This is a genomic window from Pseudomonas sp. m6p (genome assembly GCF_055760375.1).
In genome coordinates, this window is record NZ_CM147084.1 from 429161 (window position 1) to 447783 (window position 18623).

The 18623-nt window shown below is 59.9% G+C and carries 15 protein-coding genes; 6 read left to right on the plus strand and 9 right to left on the minus strand.

Annotation, left to right across the window (positions count from 1 at the left end; translation table 11 throughout):
* Positions 1-43 precede the first annotated feature (43 nt).
* Entirely contained in the window at positions 44-2635 is a 2592-nt protein-coding gene (locus ACYZUM_RS01945; RefSeq protein WP_108181812.1) for a glycosyltransferase, read from the minus strand.
* 382 nt (positions 2636-3017) lie between these two features.
* Here ACYZUM_RS01945 and tcdA point away from each other — a divergent pair, with 382 nt between their 5' ends.
* Entirely contained in the window at positions 3018-3836 is an 819-nt protein-coding gene (gene tcdA / locus ACYZUM_RS01950; protein ID WP_003222099.1) for a tRNA cyclic N6-threonylcarbamoyladenosine(37) synthase TcdA, read from the plus strand.
* Between the two features lie 131 nt (positions 3837-3967).
* On the opposite strand, the gene ACYZUM_RS01955 is transcribed toward tcdA, so the two are convergent.
* The 4 genes from ACYZUM_RS01955 to ACYZUM_RS01970 form a co-directional block, all read right to left on the minus strand.
* Positions 3968-4378 (minus strand): SufE family protein, encoded by a 411-nt coding sequence (locus ACYZUM_RS01955; RefSeq protein WP_108181813.1) that lies wholly within the window; start codon positions 4376-4378, stop codon positions 3968-3970.
* Positions 4375-5580 (minus strand): aminotransferase class V-fold PLP-dependent enzyme, encoded by a 1206-nt coding sequence (locus ACYZUM_RS01960; protein WP_108181814.1) that lies wholly within the window; start codon positions 5578-5580, stop codon positions 4375-4377. Before ACYZUM_RS01960 ends, ACYZUM_RS01955 begins: the two co-directional genes overlap by 4 nt.
* Before the next feature lie 133 nt (positions 5581-5713).
* A complete protein-coding gene (dapD, locus tag ACYZUM_RS01965) occupies positions 5714-6748 on the minus strand; it encodes a 2,3,4,5-tetrahydropyridine-2,6-dicarboxylate N-succinyltransferase (RefSeq protein WP_007954762.1) in 1035 nt (344 codons plus the stop codon).
* A gap of 32 nt (positions 6749-6780) precedes the next feature.
* The gene (locus ACYZUM_RS01970) at positions 6781-7143 is read right to left on the minus strand and encodes an ArsC family reductase (protein WP_041072357.1); all 363 of its coding nucleotides are present in this window, start codon (positions 7141-7143) and stop codon (positions 6781-6783) included.
* Positions 7144-7436: 293 nt separating this feature from the next.
* Here ACYZUM_RS01970 and ACYZUM_RS01975 point away from each other — a divergent pair, with 293 nt between their 5' ends.
* Positions 7437-9068, plus strand: a complete 1632-nt coding sequence (locus ACYZUM_RS01975; protein ID WP_041072355.1) for a Na+/H+ antiporter — start codon at positions 7437-7439, stop codon at positions 9066-9068.
* Between the two features lie 21 nt (positions 9069-9089).
* On the opposite strand, the gene ACYZUM_RS01980 is transcribed toward ACYZUM_RS01975, so the two are convergent.
* The 4 genes from ACYZUM_RS01980 to map all read right to left on the minus strand — a co-directional run bounded on the left by ACYZUM_RS01980 (position 9090) and on the right by map (position 14931).
* Positions 9090-9737, minus strand: a complete 648-nt coding sequence (locus tag ACYZUM_RS01980; RefSeq protein ID WP_108181815.1) for a zinc metalloprotease — start codon at positions 9735-9737, stop codon at positions 9090-9092.
* 261 nt (positions 9738-9998) lie between these two features.
* Positions 9999-11198: a succinyldiaminopimelate transaminase gene (gene dapC / locus ACYZUM_RS01985; protein WP_095667396.1), complete on the minus strand. Its 1200-nt coding sequence runs from the start codon at positions 11196-11198 to the stop codon at positions 9999-10001.
* 206 nt (positions 11199-11404) lie between these two features.
* Positions 11405-14107, minus strand: coding sequence for a [protein-PII] uridylyltransferase (locus ACYZUM_RS01990; RefSeq protein WP_047291863.1), 2703 nt, complete (start codon positions 14105-14107; stop codon positions 11405-11407).
* Positions 14108-14148: 41 nt separating this feature from the next.
* Positions 14149-14931 (minus strand): type I methionyl aminopeptidase, encoded by a 783-nt coding sequence (gene map, locus ACYZUM_RS01995; RefSeq protein WP_108181816.1) that lies wholly within the window; start codon positions 14929-14931, stop codon positions 14149-14151.
* A gap of 373 nt (positions 14932-15304) precedes the next feature.
* Between map and rpsB the strand changes: the two genes are divergently transcribed.
* The 4 genes from rpsB (at position 15305) to frr (ending at position 18618) form a co-directional block, all read left to right on the plus strand.
* Positions 15305-16042, plus strand: coding sequence for a 30S ribosomal protein S2 (rpsB, locus tag ACYZUM_RS02000; protein WP_003222119.1), 738 nt, complete (start codon positions 15305-15307; stop codon positions 16040-16042).
* Between the two features lie 203 nt (positions 16043-16245).
* The gene (gene tsf / locus ACYZUM_RS02005; RefSeq protein ID WP_025110889.1) at positions 16246-17109 is read left to right on the plus strand and encodes a translation elongation factor Ts; all 864 of its coding nucleotides are present in this window, start codon (positions 16246-16248) and stop codon (positions 17107-17109) included.
* 211 nt (positions 17110-17320) lie between these two features.
* Positions 17321-18064 (plus strand): UMP kinase, encoded by a 744-nt coding sequence (gene pyrH, locus ACYZUM_RS02010; protein WP_011332683.1) that lies wholly within the window; start codon positions 17321-17323, stop codon positions 18062-18064.
* Entirely contained in the window at positions 18061-18618 is a 558-nt protein-coding gene (gene frr, locus ACYZUM_RS02015; protein ID WP_108181817.1) for a ribosome recycling factor, read from the plus strand. Before pyrH ends, frr begins: the two co-directional genes overlap by 4 nt.
* Positions 18619-18623: the final 5 nt, after the last annotated feature.

The following is an 18623-nucleotide window of genomic DNA, read 5'->3' on the forward strand; positions in this document are numbered from 1 at the left end:
AAAACGGCGACCATTGGCCGCCGTTTAGTGGATCAAAGAGGAATTAGACGACAGGCGCCGGTTCAGGCTCCGCCGCAGGTTTTGGCAGCGACGAGAGGAACGCCATGATCAGCGCCGCGACGTACGGTAGCGACTGCACCAGCAGCATCGCCACCCAGAAGCGCATGTCGTTGCTCGGAATGCCTTGCACCAGGTAAATCCCCAGCGCCGCGCCCCACAACAGCAGCATGATGAACAGCTCTTCCCGGGCTTCGGAAATCGCCACCCAGAAGCCGTGGTTGTCGGCGTTTTTCGGTGTGCGGAAAAACGGAATGCTGCTGGTGAAGAAGCCGTACAGCACCGCTTTGGCGATGGTGTGCGACAACGCCAGTCCGGCCAGTGCCGCGCAGAACGCATCCTTGAGGTTCACGCCGACGGCGCGACGGTAGAGGAAGATGATCTTGCCGACCTTGAACACGAACAGCGCCAGCGGCGGGATGGCGAAAATCAGCAGCGGCGGATCGACCCGCTGCGGCACGATGATCATCGCCGCCGACCACAACAGCGCGCCGACGGTGAAGAAAATGTTCATGCCGTCCGCCACCCACGGCAGCCAGCCCGCAAGGAAGTGGTAACGCTGGCCACGGGTCAGCTCGGTGTCCTTGCCGCGCAGCAAGCTGCGGGTGTGGCGCTTGATGATCTGGATTGCGCCGTAGGCCCAGCGGAAACGCTGCTTCTTGAAGTCGATAAACGTATCCGGCATCAGACCCTTGCCGTAGCTGTCGTGGTAATACGCCGCCGACAGGCCTTTTTCGAACACGCGCAGACCGAGTTCGGCGTCTTCACAGATGCACCAGTCGGCCCAGCCCAGCTCTTCCAGAACCGAACGCCGGGTCATGGTCATGGTGCCGTGCTGGATGATTGCGTCGCGGTCGTTGCGGGTGACCATGCCGATGTGGAAGAAGCCCTTGTATTCGGCGTAGCAGAGCTTCTTGAAGGTGCTTTCGTTCTGGTCGCGGTAATCCTGCGGCGACTGCACCACGGCGATTTTCGGATCGGCGAAATGCGGCACCATGTGCTTGAGCCAGTTCGGGTGTACGCAGTAGTCGGAGTCGATCACCGCGATCACTTCGGCGTCCTTGGCGGTGTGCGGGATCAGGTAGTTCAGCGCGCCGCCCTTGAAACCGGCCAGGGGCGAGACATGGAAGAACTTGAAGCGCGGGCCGAGGGTCGCGCAGTAGTCGCGCACCGGCTCCCAGACCGCCGGGTCCTTGGTGTTGTTGTCGATGATCAGGACTTCATAGTCCGGGTAATCGAGGGCCGCGAGGGCGTCGAGGGTCTGTTTGACCATGTCCGGCGGCTCGTTGTAGCAGGGCACGTGGATCGAGACTTTCGGCCGGTAGTCCGAATCACCGATCACCGGCAGGAATTCCCGACGACGCTTGTGAATCCACACGGCTTCGGCCAGTTCATGCGCCTCGGTCAGCAACACGATGAACACCCCGAGCGCACCCAGCGCCAGCAGGAAACCCACCGTCAGGCTGAACCACGTGCTGTATTGCTGGCTGTAGTCGTAGCCGATCCACACCAGTACCGAACCGCAAAGGAACGCGATAAAGGTCAGGAAGGTGCGGCCACGCTGGCGCAGGGCCGAGCCGTCGATCATCAGCAGGGTCAGCGACAACAGCGCCAGCACCACCGAACCGATGGCCAGCACGCGCCATTGCGGGATGGCGACGACCGGGCCTTCGAAGTTGAATTTCTGCTGGCGCGCGGCGTTGAACACGCCCCAGTAGGCGCCCACCGAACCTTCGTCACTGGCCTTCCACGGCTGGTCGAACGCTTCAATCACGAAGTAGTTGAAGCCTTGACGGTTGAGTTTGTTGACCAGCGTGCGCAGGTAGATCGCCTGATCCGCCGGCGACGCATCGGCGCCACCGCGCATGCGCCCGTTGCTCGGCCAGCCGACTTCGGACAGCAGCAACGGTTTTTTCGGGAACAGCTTTTTCAAGTCGCGGGCGCGGTCGAAGACGAACTGCCCGGCCTTGTCCACCGGAATGAATTCCCAGTAAGGCAGCACGTGGGCGGCGATCAGGTCGACGTGTTTGGCCAGTTCCGGGTGTTCTTCCCAGACGTGCCATTGCTCGGAGGTGGTCACCGGCACTTTCACCGCTGCGCGCACCCGATCCAGCAGCACGCTCAGTTGCTCGGCAGTGATTTCCTTGCGGAAAATCGCCTCGTTACCGACCACCACCCGCACCACGCTGCGCGAGGTGTTGGCCAGTTCGATGGCGCGCTGGATTTCGCGCTCGTTGCGTTCCTGATCGGGGCTGATCCAGATCCCGAGGGTCACGCGCAGACCAAACTCTTCCGCCAGTTTCGGGATGTCCTGCAGCGAACCGTCGACCGAGTAGATGCGGATGTTGTCCGTCAGCTTGCTCATGATCTCCAGGTCACGGCGCATTTCATCGTCAGTCGGATACTGATCCTTCTGCGGGAATTGGCCCTGCTGGAATGGCGAATAGGAGAAACCGGAGATCTGCTCCGGCCAGTTGGGCGCGGAGACCGGGCGGTTGATCAGCGCCCAGAAACCGGTGAACAGGGCGGCGATTGCCAGAACCACCACCAGGTTGAGACCAAATTTACGCGATGACATAGCTATTTCGGGTTCCAAAGGCTGTGGAACGAAGGAACGGTTGGCAAGCGCCAAAAGGGCGCGAATCCTACACCGGCAGTTCACTGCTCGTACACCGGACAGGGAAATGCCCGACATTGGGCAGTCCAACCTGATTTAAGTTCTTTAGTAACAGCTTGTAAGAGAAAACTTTGTTATTCAGTTATAGCAATTCCCGGTGGCGAGGGAGCTTGCTCCCGCTGGACTGCGAAGCAGGCCGCTTTCAAAGGGCCGTTTCGCGACCCGGCGGGAGCAAGCTCCCTCGCCACAAAGGTTGTGTGAAAACGCCTGCGTTCACCGTTCATAGCGTCAAAGATGCTCTTGGCCGCCGACGGCCCTATAATGCGCGCCGGTTTTTGGGGTAATGGTCATGAGTACAGAAGATCCGCGGTTTGCAGGCATCGCCCGTTTGTATGGCATCGAGGGCCTCGAGCGCCTGCGTGCGGCCCATGTGGCGATTGTCGGCGTCGGTGGCGTCGGTTCCTGGGCGGCGGAGGCCATGGCCCGCTGTGGCGTGGGCGAGATTTCGCTGTTCGACCTCGACGACGTCTGCGTCAGCAACGCCAACCGCCAGTTGCATGCGCTGGACAGCACCGTCGGCAAGCCCAAGGTCGAGGTGATGGCCGAGCGTCTGCGCGGGATCAACCCGGACTGCACCGTGCACGCGGTGGCGGATTTCGTCACTCGCGACACCATGGCCGAGTACATCACACCGAACATCGACTGCGTGATCGACTGCATCGACGCGGTCAACGCCAAGGCTGCGCTGATCGCCTGGTGCAAGCGGCGCAAGATCCAGATCATCACCACCGGCGGTGCCGGCGGACAGATCGATCCGACGCTGATTCAGGTCTGCGACCTCAACCGCACATTCAACGATCCACTGGCCTCGAAAGTGCGTTCGACGTTGCGTCGTGACTATGGCTTCTCGCGTACCGTGACTCGCCATTACAGCGTGCCGTGTGTGTTCTCCACCGAACAACTGCGCTATCCGAAACCGGACGGCAGCATCTGCTTGCAGAAGAGTTTTGTCGGCGACGGGGTGAAGCTCGACTGCGCCGGCGGGTTTGGCGCGGTAATGATGGTCACGGCGACGTTCGGCATGGTCGCGGCGACCAAGGCGGTGGACAAGATTGTGGCGGGTGTGCGGCGGCCGGCTGACCGAGTAAAACCTCAGGTTTGATCTGTGAGGCTGATGACCTCATCGCTGGCAAGCCAGCTCCCACACCTCCCTTGTAGGAGCTGCCGAAGGCTGCGATCTTTTGATCCTGATTTTAAAAAACAAGATCAAAAGATCGCAGCCTGCGGCAGCTCCTACGGGGTGGTGGCCAACTCATTCATGCGTTTGAGCACGGCATTCAAGCCATTACTGCGCGACGGCGACAACTGCCGCGACAGTCCCAGCTGATTGAACCAGTCCGGCAGGTCCACTTGCTGCAACTCGACAGCGCTCAAACCGTTGACCCGCAACAGCAGCAACGCCACCAACCCACGAATCATCCGCGCATCGCTGGCAGCGCTGAAGTGCCAGTGACCGTCCTGCAACTCACCCACCAGCCACATTTGACTCTCACAGCCATGCACCCGATTGGCTTCGCATTTGTCCGCGTCATTCAGCGGCGGCAGACGATCGCCAAACTGCATCAGCAACCGTGCGCGTTGTTCCCAACCCGCGGCATTCTGAAAGGTCTGCAGCGCTTCGGCGGCGGCGAGCGGCAGGTTCATCGCAGCAACTCCAAGGCCTGATCCAGCGCGTCGAAGAAACGCTCCAGATCCTCGGAGTCGTTGTACAGTGCCAGCGACACGCGGATCGCCCCGGCCAGTTCGAAGCTTTTCAGCAACGGCATGGCGCAGTGATGCCCGGCGCGCACGGCGATGCCTTGCTCGGTGAGCAGGTGCGCCAGATCGGCGTTGTGCACACCCTCGACGACAAAACTGGCCAGCGCCAGTTGCGGCTTGCCCAGCAGACGAATGCCGTTACGCGCAGCCAGGCCTTGCAGCAGGTAGGCGTGCAGCGCCGCTTCGTGAGTGGACACCGCGTCCTGATCCAGCCCGGCCAGATAATCGAGCGTGGCACCGAGGCCAATCACGCTGGCGATCGGCGGCGTGCCCGCCTCGAACCCCAGCGGGGCAGGGCGGAAGCGTGAATCGTGATAATTGGCTTCCAGCACCATTTCGCCGCCGAACTGCCAGGGCTGCAGTTGCTCAAGCGCCTTGTTGCGCCCGAACAGCACGCCGAGGCCATCGGGGCCGTACAGCTTGTGGCTGGAAAACACATAGAAGTCGCAACCCAGCGCCTGCACGTCGTGGCGACCATGCACCACACCCTGGGCGCCATCGACCACGGTCAGCGCGTTGTGCGCCTTGGCCATCGCCAGCAGCGCCGGCAGCGGTTGCCAGGCACCGAGCACGTTGGACAGCTGACTGACCGCCAGCAAGCGAGTGCGTGGACCGATCAGGTGAACGGCAGCAGCGAGGTCGATCACCCCGTCTTCGTCCAGTGGCAGGATCACCAGTTTCAGCTCGCGACGCTGCGCCAGTTGCTGCCACGGCAGCAGGTTGGCGTGATGCTCCAGGGCGCTGATGACAATTTCATCGCCCGGGTGGAAAAGATGTTCCAGGCCGTAAGCCAGGAGATTCAGCGCGCTGGTGGCGCCGTGGGTGAAGATGATCTGCCCGCTGTCACCGGCATTCAGCCACTGGGCAACCTTGAGCCGACTGTCTTCGAACGCCTGTGTGGCGTGGGCGCCGGGCAGATGCTGCGCACGATGCACATTGGCCGCGCCGTTGGCGTAGTAATGCGTCAGTGCGTCAAGCAGGGCCTGGGGTTTTTGCGTGGTGGCGGCGTTGTCCAGATAGGTCTGGTCTTGCCGTTGCAGGGCGGCGATGGCCGGAAAGTCGGCACGCCACGGGGAGGGAATCATCACAGTTTTCAGCCCAGGTGAAGAGGGGCGGGATGTACGCCGAACCTTGTGGGAGCGAGCCTGCTCGCGAAGGCGTCCTTGAGGACGCTAAAAGCTTCGCGAGCAGGCTCGCTCCCACAGGTTATCAATGTGCTGCTTAGTTGTGAGCGTGCAGCGCTTCGTTCAGCTCGATCGCCGATTTGTGGGTCTTGCATTCCACGGCACCGGTTTCCGAATTGCGACGGAACAGCAGGTCGGTCTGACCTGCCAGTTCACGCGCCTTCACCACTTTGACCAGGTTGTTGTGCTCGTCCAGCAGCGCGACCTTGGTGCCGGCGGTCACGTACAGGCCCGACTCGACGGTGTTGCGGTCGCCCAACGGAATACCGATACCGGCGTTGGCGCCGATCAGGCAGCCTTCGCCAACCTTGATCACGATGTTGCCGCCGCCCGACAAAGTGCCCATGGTCGAGCAGCCGCCGCCCAGGTCCGAGCCCTTGCCGACGAATACGCCAGCGGAAACGCGGCCTTCGATCATGCCTGGGCCTTCGGTGCCGGCGTTGAAGTTGATGAAGCCTTCGTGCATCACGGTGGTGCCTTCGCCCACGTACGCACCCAGACGCAGGCGTGCGGCGTCAGCGATACGCACGCCGGCCGGCACCACGTAGTCGGTCATTTTCGGGAACTTGTCCACCGAGAACACTTCCAGCAGCTCGCCGCGCAGGCGGGCTTCGAGTTGCAGCTCGGCCAGTTCGCTCAGGTCGATCGCACCCTGGCTGGTCCAGGCCACGTTCGGCAGCAGCGGGAAGATCCCGGCCAGGCTCACGCCGTGCGGCTTGACCAGACGATGGGACAGCAGGTGCAGCTTCAGGTACGCCTCTGGCGTCGAGGTCAGCTGTGCGTCTTCGGCCAGCAGGGTGGCGACCAGCGGCTTGTGGCTCTCGGCCAGACGGGTCAGCAGTTTGCCTTGAACGGCGTCGATGCCTTTGACCGCTTCAGCCAGTTGCGCAGCCTGCGCGGTGGTGAAGGTGATGGCCTGGTTGCCTTCGGTGTAGCCGAGGATCGGCGCAACGGCAGCGACCAGTTCGGCCGACGGGTTGAGCAGTGGCTGGGCGTAGAACACTTCCAGCCAGGCACCTTGACGGTTTTGCGTGCCGACACCAAAGGCGATGCTGAACAGAGAGTTGGACATGTGAATACCTCTAGCAATAAGTGACGGGCTGCTTACTTGAGTGCGGCCGCGTAGATGTCTGGTTTGAAGCCAATCAGGGTTCGGTCACCGAGATCGAGCACCGGGCGCTTGATCATCGAGGGCTGCGCGAGCATCAGTTCGATGGCTTTCGACTGGTCGAGATCGGCTTTACGTTCGTCGTCGAGTTTGCGAAAGGTCGTGCCGGCACGGTTCAACACCGTTTGCCAGCCGTGCTCGTTGCACCATTGAGTCAGGTGCTCACGGTCGATACCGGCGGTTTTGTAGTCGTGAAAGTCGTAGCTGACAGCGTGTTCATCGAGCCAGGTGCGCGCCTTCTTCATGGTGTCGCAGGCTTTGATGCCGAAAAGGTGCAACGTTTTACTTGAAACGGTCAAGGAATCGCCCCCTTTACAGGTGCTGGAAAAAAATGGTGTCGGATTATGCCATGACCAACGCGTTTCGGGCGGCCACGGTTGTCGTAACGGTGCAAAACCTGTGGGAGCGAGCCTGCTCGCGAAGGGGCCGTGTCAGGCAATATCTCTGTTGAATCAGACACCGCATTCGCGAGCAGGCTCGCTCCCACAAGGGGACTGCGTTCCAGCAGTGCGACATAGGTGCAACGGTCAGACGTATCCTGAGCGGCTAATATGACCGTTCAACGCTGTCGATTGTCTGAGATTTCCGCTTTATGCAAACCGCTTATACCGTCCTGATCCTGCTGATGCTGGTCAGCGTCTCGCGGCTGGTCGGACGGGTCATCCCGCTGCCGCTCCCCCTGGTGCAAATCGCCGCCGGTGCCTTGCTGGCCTGGCCGACATTGGGCCTGCACGTAGCGCTGGATCCGGAGCTGTTCCTGTTTCTGTTTCTGCCGCCGCTGCTGTTTTCCGACGGCTGGCGGATGCCCAAACGCGAGTTCTGGCATTTGCGTGGGCCGATCCTGACGCTGGCGGTCGGTCTGGTGCTGTTTACCGTGGTCGGTGCCGGGTACTTCATTCACTGGCTGTTGCCGACAATTCCACTACCGGTGGCCTTCGCGCTCGCCGCTGTGCTGTCGCCGACCGACGCCGTGGCGGTGTCGGCGATCTCGCAGAACCGTTTGCCGACGCCGCTGATGCATATCCTGCAAGGCGAGGCGCTGATGAACGACGCTTCTGGACTGGTGACGTTCAAGTTTGCCCTGGTCGCGGCGGTGACCGGAGTGTTCTCACTGGCCAATGCCAGCCTGACCTTCGTGCTGGTGGCGGTCGGAGGCTTGGCCGTCGGCGTGGTGCTGAGCTGGCTGGTCGGGCGTTTGCGCGCGTGGATGATCGCCCGGGGCTGGGACGATCCGGCCACCCACGTGGTGTTCATGTTGCTGCTGCCGTTCGCGGCTTATGTGCTGGCCGAACGGTTGGGCGCTTCCGGCATCCTGTCGGCGGTGGCGGCGGGAATGATGCAGAGCTGGCTCGATCTGTTGCCACGACAGACCAGCACTCGCTTGCTCAACCGTAGCGTCTGGTCGCTGCTCGAATTTGCCTTCAACGGTCTGATCTTCCTGCTGCTGGGTCTGCAATTGCCGGACATCATCAAAGCGGTGGTCAGCCACGAGCCGACGTTGTGGCCGACGCTGCTGTACCGTGGCCTCGACGTGGTGGCGATTTTCCTCGCGCTGGTGCTGTTGCGCTTTATCTGGGTGCAGAGCATCTGGCGCCTGTCGGTGCTGCTGCGGCGTTTGCGCGGCAAGGGCGACCTGACGCAAGTGCCGACCGCGCGATCCTGCTGGCTGCTGACCGTCGGCGGTGTGCGCGGTGCGGTGACGCTGGCCGGTGTGATGTCGGTGCCGATGCTGATGGGGGCCGAGGCGTTCCCCGAGCGCGATCTGCTGATCTTCATCGCCGCCGGGGTGATTCTGTTGTCGCTGATTTGCGCCTGCATCGCTTTGCCATTGCTGCTGCGTGGCATCGAGAAAAGTCCGGACGACAAGCGCCGTCAGGAAGTGCGCGACGCCTGGCGCAAGACCGCCGAGGCGGCGATCCATGCGCTGGAAACCGAAGAGGTCGCGCCGCAGGACGCCGCGCAGGCAGCACTCTCGGCCGAACTCAAGGCGCGGATCATGTCCGAGTACCGGCATCAGCTTGAGGTGTTCAACGATTCGGCTGAAGCCCAGGCGCTGGCGTTCCAGATGGATCTGCTGGAGCGCCGTTTGCGACTCAAGGCGCTGCGGGCGCAACGCCTTGAGTTGTATAGCCTGAGCCGTCATCACCAGATTGGTGATGATGTGCTCAGAGAAGTATTGAGCGAGCTTGATTTGAGCGAGGCAAATCTGGGGCAGGTCAAATAGTCCGATACGGACCTGACAGGCTCACTGACTCGCGGGGTAGGGGTAAGCGTTCGACATGAAGGTTTTATCCTGTTCGCTGAGACCCAGATTGATGAAGATCTGGAAGTCACCGAGCGTCCACGACTGGCTGACGGGATAGTGCATGATCGACTTCTGGTCGTACTCTGAGTAAATGCTTTCGTCGGGATTGCCGACGTCAAAGTACCAATCGTGCAGTCGTTTGCGCGTCACGCTGGCCTGGTAGTTGTCTTCTTCCGGGTCGGCAGTTATTCCGTGTTGTTTATAAATGGCCGGTTTGTCCCAGGGAATGTTTGCCGTGGGGTTGGTCTGTTCATGTTCTGCACCGAGCATGTGACCGAACTCATGCATGACATTGGCCGCGAAGTAGCGTGCCTGACTGGGCGCGTGGGGCCAGAGTCTCATGGTCGGCTCATCGGGATGTAAGAGAGCATCGGTACCGATCAGAGAGGAAAACGTTCCCGGTTGACTGAGTATGCGGATATCGCCTTCTTCACCTTCGACGAAATCGAACTTCAAGTTGATGTGCGGCAACCAGTTGCTGGCGGCGGCGATCGTTTCGTCCTTGAATGCCTGCGTACCGTTGAGGAAGGCGATGCGAAGTGTGCTGCCGGGAGTCCAGAATTTTGCCGGATTGTTTTTAGCCCACATGTTTTTGAATCTCCCAAGTACATTTAATGTTGCGGGAGATGCGTGTGTGTTCGAATTGTTTGTTTGGCTGAAGCCAAGTTGATTGCATTACGGAACATCCATGTTTTCATTCTTCAGGTTTAACTTATCCGGTTGCTTATTGTTCCCGGAAAGTTGCTTTGAATGAGGGATGCTAGTGACTGAGCTGGAGTCGGTAAATTGAATATATGTACGGTTTTATGACCGGTTACCGTGCCAGCGGAACTGGCACGGTAAAGACACTTACGACTGGCGAGAGACAAAGGCGCGAATCCGCTCTGCGGCCTCGACGCATTCAGCCAGTGGCGCAACCAGCGCCATGCGCACTCGACCGGCGCCCGGATTCACACCGTCTACCTCGCGGGACAGGTACGAGCCTGGCACCACGGTCACGTGTTCCTGTTCGAACAGGTCGCGACAGAACGCCGCGTCGTCACCTTGTACGTTCGGCCAAAGATAGAAACTGCCGTCCGGACGCTGCACGTCCATCACCGGGCTGAGGATCGCCAAGACAGCGTCGAATTTCTCGCGGTACAGCGCACGGTTGGCGCGCACGTGCACTTCGTCATTCCACGCCGCAACGCTGGCCAGTTGGGTTTGCACCGGCATCGCGCAGCCGTGGTAGGTGCGGTAGAGCAAAAAGCCTTTGAGGACATCGGCGTCGCCCGCGACGAAACCGGAACGCAGCCCCGGCAGGTTGGAGCGCTTGGACAGGCTGTGGAACACCACGCAACGCTTGAAGTCCTTGCGGCCCAGTTCGACACACGCACTGAGCAGGCCCGGCGGTGGGGTCTGTTCGTCGAAGTACAGTTCGCTGTAGCACTCGTCGGCGGCGATCACGAAGTCGTGTTCGTCGGCCAGGGCGATGAGTTTTTTCAGCACATCGACCGGGATCAGCGCGCCGGTCGGATTGCCCGGCGAACACAGGAACAGGATCTGGCAGCGTTTCCAGATGTCTGGCGAGACTGCGTCGAAATCCGGGTTGAAGCCGTTTTCGTCCAGGCACGGCAGGTAGTGCGGCTTGGCGCCGGCGAGGAACGCTGCCCCTTCGTAGATCTGATAGAACGGGTTCGGGCTGACCACCAGTGCATCATCACCGCGATTGACCACGGTCTGGGTGAAGGCGAACAGCGCTTCGCGGGTGCCGTTGACCGGCAGCACGTTGCGCGCCGGATCAATCCAGCCGCTTGGTACGCCGAAGCGACGTTCGCACCAGCCGGCGATGGCTTCGCGCAGGGCCGGAATGCCGAGGGTGGTCGGGTACACCGCCATCTGATCCAGATTGTTCGCCAGCGCTTCGGCGACAAAGCTTGGCGAACGATGTTTCGGCTCGCCGATCGACAGGGCGATCGGGCGTTTGTCCGGGTTCGGCGTCACGCTGCCGAGCAAGGCGCGGAGCTTTTCGAACGGGTAGGGCTGGAGCTGGTTCAGAGCGTTGTTCATGGGGGCCTCGTTCAATGTGGAGAGAACTCCGTGGCGAGGGGATTTATCTCCGATCGGCTGCGCAGCAGCCGCAAAACCATCGCGTGCGGTGTAACGGATACTCCGCGATTGCCGGTTCGGGGCTGCTTCGCAACCCATCGGGGATGAATCCCCTCACCACAAAAGCCCCGGCAGCTATATCTGCCTCCACAGGGTAGTTTGCTGATTCAAATACTGATGCGCGAAAGCTTGATATCCGGTTCCTGATTGACGCTCAGTTGCTCGACGATTGCGTCCTGCAAGCGGCTGCACAGCAGCGGGTCGGAGAGCGGCTGGTTGTGGGCGTCAGTGATGAAGAACACGTCTTCCACGCGTTCGCCCAGGGTCGCAATCTTGGCGTTCTGCAGCGACAGGTCGAACTCGAGAAAGATCCCGCCGACCCGCGCCAGCAGGCCCGGGCGATCAGGGGCGGTGAGTTCCAGCACCGTCACCGGACGCTGAGCGTCGTTGTGGATCGTTACCTGCGGCGCGAAGGCGAAGTGCTTGAGCTGGCGCGGCACCCGACGCTGGATGATCGTCGGGTAGTCGTCCGGGTTGCGCAACGCTTCGGTCAAACCGTCGCGAATCTGTTTGATCCGTGTCGGGTTGTCGCCGATGGATTCACCGTCGTTGTCGAGCACGATATAGGTGTCGAGGGTGAACTGGCTGCTTGAGGTGATGACCCTGGCGTCATGAATGTTCAGGTTGAGCTGATCCATCGCGGCCACGGTCACGGCGAAGAAGTCGTGCTGATCCGGTGCATAGATGAAGATCTGCGTGCCGCCCTCGAACTCGCGCTGGGTGGTTTCCTTGATCAGCACCAGCGGGCCGCCATCGGCCGGTTGCTGCAGGATCGCGTCACTGTGCCAGGCCACGTCGCCAGCGGTGTGACGCAGGAAATAGTCATCGCCCAGTTGTGCCCACAACTGCTCGACGTCGTCCGGATCGGTGCCGCCACGCACGAGGATGTCCAGTGCGGCGCTCTGGGTCTGGCGGATCTGCTCTTCGCGATCCACCGGGTTTTCCAGGCCACGGCGCAGAGCGCGTTTGGTCTCGGTGTAGAGCTGGCGCAGCAGGCTGGCGCGCCAGGAGTTCCACAGCGTCGGGTTGGTCGCGTTGATATCGGCAACCGTCAGCACGTACAGGTAGTCCAGACGGGTTTCGTCGCCGACGATCTGCGCGAAATCATGGATCACCTGCGGATCGGACAGATCCTTGCGCTGCGCGGTGGTCGACATCACCAGGTGATTCTGCACCAGCCAGACGATCAGGCGGCTGTCCCACAGCGGCAACTGATGGCGCTGGCAGAACGCTTCGGCATCGACCGCGCCGATGTCCGAGTGATCGCCATGCCGGCCCTTGCCGATGTCATGGTACAGGCCGGCCATGTAAATGAGCTCAGGCTTGGGCAGTTTGGCCATGAGCTTGGCGGCCAGCGGGAATTTTTCCGACACCTGGGTGTACTGCAACTTACGCAGGTGTTTGATCAGGTTCAGGGTGTGCGCATCGACCGTATAAATGTGGAACAGGTCGTGCTGCATTTGCCCGACGATAAAGCCGAACTCCGGCAGATAACGCCCGAGGATGCCGTAGCGGTTCATCCGGCGCAGGTTGCGGTGCACGCCGATCTTGCATTTGAACAGCTCGATGAACAGGCTGGTATTGCGGATATCGTTGCGGAAATTGTCGTCGATCAGGTGCCGGTTCTCGCGCAGCAGACGAATGGTGTCGGCGCGCACACCTTTGATTTCCGGCTGCTGGGCCATCAACACGAAAATCTCGAGCATGGCGAACGGCGTGCGACGGAACACGTTGTCGTTGCGCGCTTCGATGTAGCCGTCGTGCAACTGGAAGCGCGAGTTGATCGGCTGCGGCGGCGCTTCGTCTTCCGGGGCGAGGATGACTTCCTCGAAATGCTGGATGATCAGGTCGCTGAGCTGGGCAATGCTCATCACCACGCGGAAATACTGCTGCATGAAGTTTTCGACCGCCTGTTTGGCGTCGTCGCCTTCAAAGCCGAGCAGACCGGCAATGGTCCGTTGATGATCGAACAGCAGACGGTCTTCGGAGCGACCGGCGAGCATGTGCAGGGCGTAACGCACTTTCCACAGAAATTCCTGGGATGACGCCAGCAGGGCGTTTTCGCTCTCGACCAGAAAACCTTCGCCGGCGAGGGCGCGCAGGTTCAGGGTGCCGTACTGACGCCGGGCCACCCACAGAATCGTCTGGATATCCCGCAGGCCGCCGGGCGAGCCTTTGACGTTGGGTTCCAGGTTGTATTCGGTGTCGTTGTACTTGTGGTGGCGGGCCTTCTGTTCGGCGCGCTTGGCCAGGAAAAACTCCTTGGCCGGCCACATGTGGGCCGTGCTGGTGACATCAAGCATGCGCTGACGCAGGCGCTCGGGGCCGCAGATGGTGCGGCTTTCCATCAGGTTGGTGACCACGGTCAGGTCGGCACGGGCTTCCTCGGCGCATTCATCGACCGAGCGTACGCTCTGGCCGACTTCCAGGCCGATGTCCCACAGCAGCGTCAGAAAACGCTCGATGGAGTCGCGGAAAACTTCGTGATCGGCGCTGTCCAGCAGGATCAGCAAGTCGATGTCAGAGTAGGGATGCAACTCGCCCCGGCCATAGCCACCGACCGCGACCAGCGCGATGTCGGCGTCTTCGCTCCAGTTGAACTGCTCCCAGGCCTTTTGCAGGATGTTGTCGACGAACCATGCGCGGTCTTCGATCAGGCGGCGGATGTCGCGGCCATTGCGAAAACGCGTGTCGAGGACCTCGCGCGCCTGGCGGATCGCCTTTTTGAACGCCGCGATAGGACTCGCTTTCAGGGCCAGTTCAGCCTGGAACTGGCCGCGGTCGAAGAGTTCGGGATCCACCTGCGGCATCGATTGGCTTTCCTTCTATAAAGGTGGGAGCGTTCTACGGGTCAGGCCGAGACGCGCGGGATGGTGTCGTCGGCGCGCAGGGTGAAGATCTCGTAGCCGGTGTCGGTCACCAGCAGGGTGTGTTCCCACTGCGCCGAGAGCTTGCGGTCCTTGGTGATCGCGGTCCAGCCGTCGCCCAGCACCTTGGTGTCGGCTTTGCCCTGGTTGATCATCGGCTCGATGGTGAAGGTCATGCCGGCCTTCAGTTCCATACCGGTGCCGGCGCGGCCGTAGTGCAGGATCTGCGGTTCTTCGTGGAACACCTTGCCGATGCCGTGGCCGCAGAACTCGCGAACCACCGAGAAACCGTTCTTTTCCGCGTGCTTCTGGATGACTTCACCGATGTCGCCGAGGCGGCAGCCGGGCTTGACGATCTCGATTGCCTTGTACATGCATTCCTGAGTGATCTGCGACAGGCGCTCGGCCCAGACAGGTACTTCGCCAACGTGGAACATGCGGCTGGTGTCGCCGTGGTAGCCGTCCTTGATCACGGTGACGTCGATGTTCAGGGTGTCACCGTTTTTTAGCGGCTTATCGTTCGGAATGCCGTGGCAGACCACATGGTTGATCGAGGTGCAGATCGACTTCGGAAAACCCTTGTAGTTGAGCGGGGCCGGGATGGCCTGCTGCACGTTGACGATGTAGTCGTGGCAGATCTGGTTCAGTTGATCGGTAGTCACGCCCGGTTTGACGTGTTCGGCAATCATTTCCAGCACATCGGCGGCCAGTTTGCCGGCGACACGCATGCCAGCGATGTCCTCGGGGGTTTTGAGGTTGACGGTCATACAGGCTCTCTCTGCGCTCGGCGGCGCTTGCTGATACGGATAGGGTGGCAGGTGTACGTTTCGCGACCCTGAAAAACCCGATTCTAACAGACGAAAGGCGCAAATCCGCGCCTGCGTACATCGTCTCTCTCTATACAATGGTGTGCCTGACGGCGATTCCAAGGGGGCTGCGCCCATGTCTCTGGTGCGAATACAGATTCCGGGTTCCGTTTCTGTGCACCTTGTGGTATAAAATGCGCCGCTTTCCGGGGATGCCCCGAGAAGCTTAAATCCACACACGTGTCGACACGATGACCTGGGTGCTTTTGGCTTTATGCCACTGGTTGGTCATTGGGATACGTGGAGGCCAAACCCGACTTATTAAGGAACTATCATGTCCCAAGTCAACATGCGCGATATGCTGAAGGCCGGTGTGCACTTCGGTCACCAAACCCGTTACTGGAATCCGAAAATGGGTAAGTACATTTTCGGCGCGCGTAACAAGATTCACATCATCAACCTTGAAAAAACCCTGCCAATGTTCAACGAAGCTCTGACTTTCGTAGAGCGTCTGGCCCAGGGCAAAAACAAGATTCTGTTCGTCGGCACCAAGCGTTCCGCTGGCAAGATCGTTGCTGAAGAAGCAGCACGTTGCGGTTCGCCGTACGTCGACCACCGCTGGTTGGGCGGCATGCTGACCAACTTCAAAACCATTCGTGCTTCCATCAAGCGTCTGCGTGACCTTGAAGTTCAAGCCGAAGACGGTACTTTCGCCAAGCTGACCAAGAAAGAAGCGCTGATGCGCTCCCGTGACCTGGAAAAGCTGGATCGCTCCCTGGGCGGCATCAAGGACATGGGCGGTCTGCCAGACGCACTGTTCGTGATCGACGTTGACCACGAGCGCATCGCGATCACCGAAGCCAACAAGCTGGGCATCCCGGTCATCGGCGTTGTCGATACCAACAGCAGCCCGGAAGGCGTTGACTACATCATCCCAGGCAACGATGACGCAATCCGCGCTATCCAGCTGTACATGGGTTCGATGGCTGACGCAGTGATCCGTGGTCGCAACAATGTTGCTGGCGGCACTGTTGAATTCGCAGCTGAAGAAACTCAGGCTGCAGCTGAGTAATCGACGCCCTGGCGTTGGCTCAGTAAGCAAAAAGGGGGCTTGGCCCCCTTTTTGCCACCTCGAAAACCGTTTGTTGGCGCCCACGTGTGGCAGCGCACCTCCTGCATTTGTAACGTGCAGCAGCTACAAGGTGTTTCGGGAAGAATTGAACGCCCGTTCGATCGGGTGGAATGGTTGAAAACCTATCCAAGAGGAATTTGAAAATGGCAGCAATTACTGCAGCGTTGGTTAAAGAACTGCGCGAGCGTACCGGCGAAGGCATGATGGACTGCAAGAAAGCCCTGGAAAAGGCTGACGGCGACATCGAAAAAGCCATTGATGACATGCGTGCTTCGGGCGCGATCAAGGCTGCGAAAAAGGCTGGCAACGTTGCCGCTGAAGGCGCAATCGCAATCAAGGACGACGGTAAAGCTGCCGTTATCCTGGAAGTGAACTCGCAGACCGACTTCCTGGCTCTGCAAGACGACTTCAAAAACTTTGTTGCTGCCAGCGTAGAAAAAGCCTTCGCTGACAAGCTGACCGACGCTGCTCCGCTGATCGCTGCTCAAGAAGCCGCTCGCGAAGCACTGGTTGCCAAAGTAGGCGAAAACGTCAACATCCGTCGTCTGACCCGTATCGAAGGTGACGTTGTAGGTTCCTACCTGCACGGCAACAAGATCGGTGTTGTTGTGGCTCTGAAAGGCGGCGACGTCGAGCTGGCCAAAGACATCGCGATGCACGTAGCTGCAAGCAACCCTGAGTTCCTGCTGCCTTCGCAGGTTTCGGCTGAAGCGATCGAGCGTGAAAAAGCTGTGTTCCTGCAGCTGAACGAAGAGAAGATCAAAGGCAAGCCGGAAAACATTGTTGAGAACATGGTCAAAGGCCGTATCAGCAAGTTCTTGGCAGAAGCGAGCCTGGTTGAGCAGGCGTTCGTCAAGAACCCTGAAATCAAGGTTGGCGAGCTGGCCAAGAAAGGCGGCGCAGAAATCGTTTCCTTCACTTACTTCAAAGTAGGCGAAGGCATCGAGAAGCCGGTCGACAACTTCGCTGAAGAAGTTGCTGCCCAGCTGGCTGCCGCCAAGCAATAAGACGGTTTTTCAACTGTCGCCCGAAAGAGGCTGCCCGCTCACGCGCGCAGCCTCTTTTCAGATGGGTTACCAATTTTTAATTGGTTTCCACTGGGAACTGACTTACAAAGCCAGGTTCCGATGGCGCTGAAGCAGCGCCAAGCTAGAGTGAACGGCAGCTGTAAAACAGCTTGCACAGAATTTTTTAAATACGCCGCAGGAGAGATTCGCAATGGCTCAGCAGGGCAGTGGTTATCAGGCTCGCTATAAACGCATTCTACTCAAGCTTAGCGGCGAGGCCCTGATGGGCTCGGAAGAGTTCGGGATCGATCCAAAAGTGCTGGATCGGATGGCGCTGGAAGTCGGCCAGCTGGTCGGCATCGGCGTGCAGGTCGGTCTGGTGATCGGCGGTGGCAACCTGTTTCGTGGCGAGGCCTTGAGCAAGGCCGGCATGGATCGGGTGACAGGCGACCACATGGGCATGCTGGCCACTGTGATGAACGCCCTGGCCATGCGCGACGCGCTGGAACGTGCCAATATCTCGGCCATCGTGATGTCTGCCATTTCCATGGTTGGCGTGACCGATCACTATGATCGCCGCAAAGCCATGCGCCACCTGAACTCCAAGGACGTGGTAATTTTCGCGGCCGGTACCGGTAATCCGTTCTTTACCACGGATTCGGCAGCCTGCCTGCGTGCCATCGAAATCGATGCCGACGTCGTGCTGAAAGCGACCAAGGTCGATGGCGTCTACACTGCCGACCCATTCAAGGATCCGCATGCCGAGAAGTTCGATCATCTGACATATGATGAAGTGCTGGATCGCAAGCTGGGTGTGATGGATCTGACAGCTATTTGCCTGTGCCGCGATCACAAGATGCCGCTGCGCGTATTCAACATGAACAAGCCTGGCGCCCTGCTGAACATCGTACATGGCGGCGCTGAAGGAACCCTGATCGAGGAAGTTCAACAATGATCAACGAAATCAAGAAAGACGCCAAAGAGCGCATGCAGAAGTCGGTGGAATCGCTGTCCCACAGCTTCGGTCGCATCCGTACCGGTCAGGCGCACCCAAGCATCCTGGAAGGCGTGATGGTGCCGTACTACGGCGCTGACACCCCGATCAAGCAAGTGGCCAACATCACTGTCAAAGACGCCCGTACCCTGCAAGTCGTTGCGTTCGAACGCAACATGCTGGGCGCCGTCGACAAGGCGATCGGCAGTGCAGGTCTGAACCTGAACCCGACCAACCTCGGCGAGTTGCTGCTCATCAGCATGCCGGCCCTGACCGAAGAAACCCGTCGTGGCTTCACCAAGCAAGCGCGTGACGTTGCTGAAGACGCGCGTGTTGCCGTGCGCAACATTCGTCGTGACGCGAACAGCTCGCTGAAGGATCTGGTCAAGGAAAAAGAGATCAGTGAAGACGAAGAGCGTCGCGCGACTGGCGAGATCGACGATCTGACCAAGAAATTCGTGGCTGAAATCGACGCGAAGCTGGCAGAGAAAGAAAAAGACCTGATGGCCGTATAAGGGTC

Coding starts and splice junctions, on each gene's coding strand:
- rpsB (WP_003222119.1), top strand. CDS start 15,305: ATGTCCCAAGTCAACATGCGCGATATGCTGAAGGCCGGTGTGCACTTC.
- map (WP_108181816.1), bottom strand. CDS start 14,931: ATGACCGTCAACCTCAAAACCCCCGAGGACATCGCTGGCATGCGTGTC.
- pyrH (WP_011332683.1), top strand. CDS start 17,321: ATGGCTCAGCAGGGCAGTGGTTATCAGGCTCGCTATAAACGCATTCTA.
- ACYZUM_RS01990 (WP_047291863.1), bottom strand. CDS start 14,107: ATGCCGCAGGTGGATCCCGAACTCTTCGACCGCGGCCAGTTCCAGGCT.
- ACYZUM_RS01945 (WP_108181812.1), bottom strand. CDS start 2,635: ATGTCATCGCGTAAATTTGGTCTCAACCTGGTGGTGGTTCTGGCAATC.
- ACYZUM_RS01980 (WP_108181815.1), bottom strand. CDS start 9,737: ATGTGGGCTAAAAACAATCCGGCAAAATTCTGGACTCCCGGCAGCACA.
- tcdA (WP_003222099.1), top strand. CDS start 3,018: ATGGTCATGAGTACAGAAGATCCGCGGTTTGCAGGCATCGCCCGTTTG.
- dapD (WP_007954762.1), bottom strand. CDS start 6,748: ATGTCCAACTCTCTGTTCAGCATCGCCTTTGGTGTCGGCACGCAAAAC.
- dapC (WP_095667396.1), bottom strand. CDS start 11,198: ATGAACAACGCTCTGAACCAGCTCCAGCCCTACCCGTTCGAAAAGCTC.
- ACYZUM_RS01975 (WP_041072355.1), top strand. CDS start 7,437: ATGCAAACCGCTTATACCGTCCTGATCCTGCTGATGCTGGTCAGCGTC.
- frr (WP_108181817.1), top strand. CDS start 18,061: ATGATCAACGAAATCAAGAAAGACGCCAAAGAGCGCATGCAGAAGTCG.
- tsf (WP_025110889.1), top strand. CDS start 16,246: ATGGCAGCAATTACTGCAGCGTTGGTTAAAGAACTGCGCGAGCGTACC.
- ACYZUM_RS01955 (WP_108181813.1), bottom strand. CDS start 4,378: ATGAACCTGCCGCTCGCCGCCGCCGAAGCGCTGCAGACCTTTCAGAAT.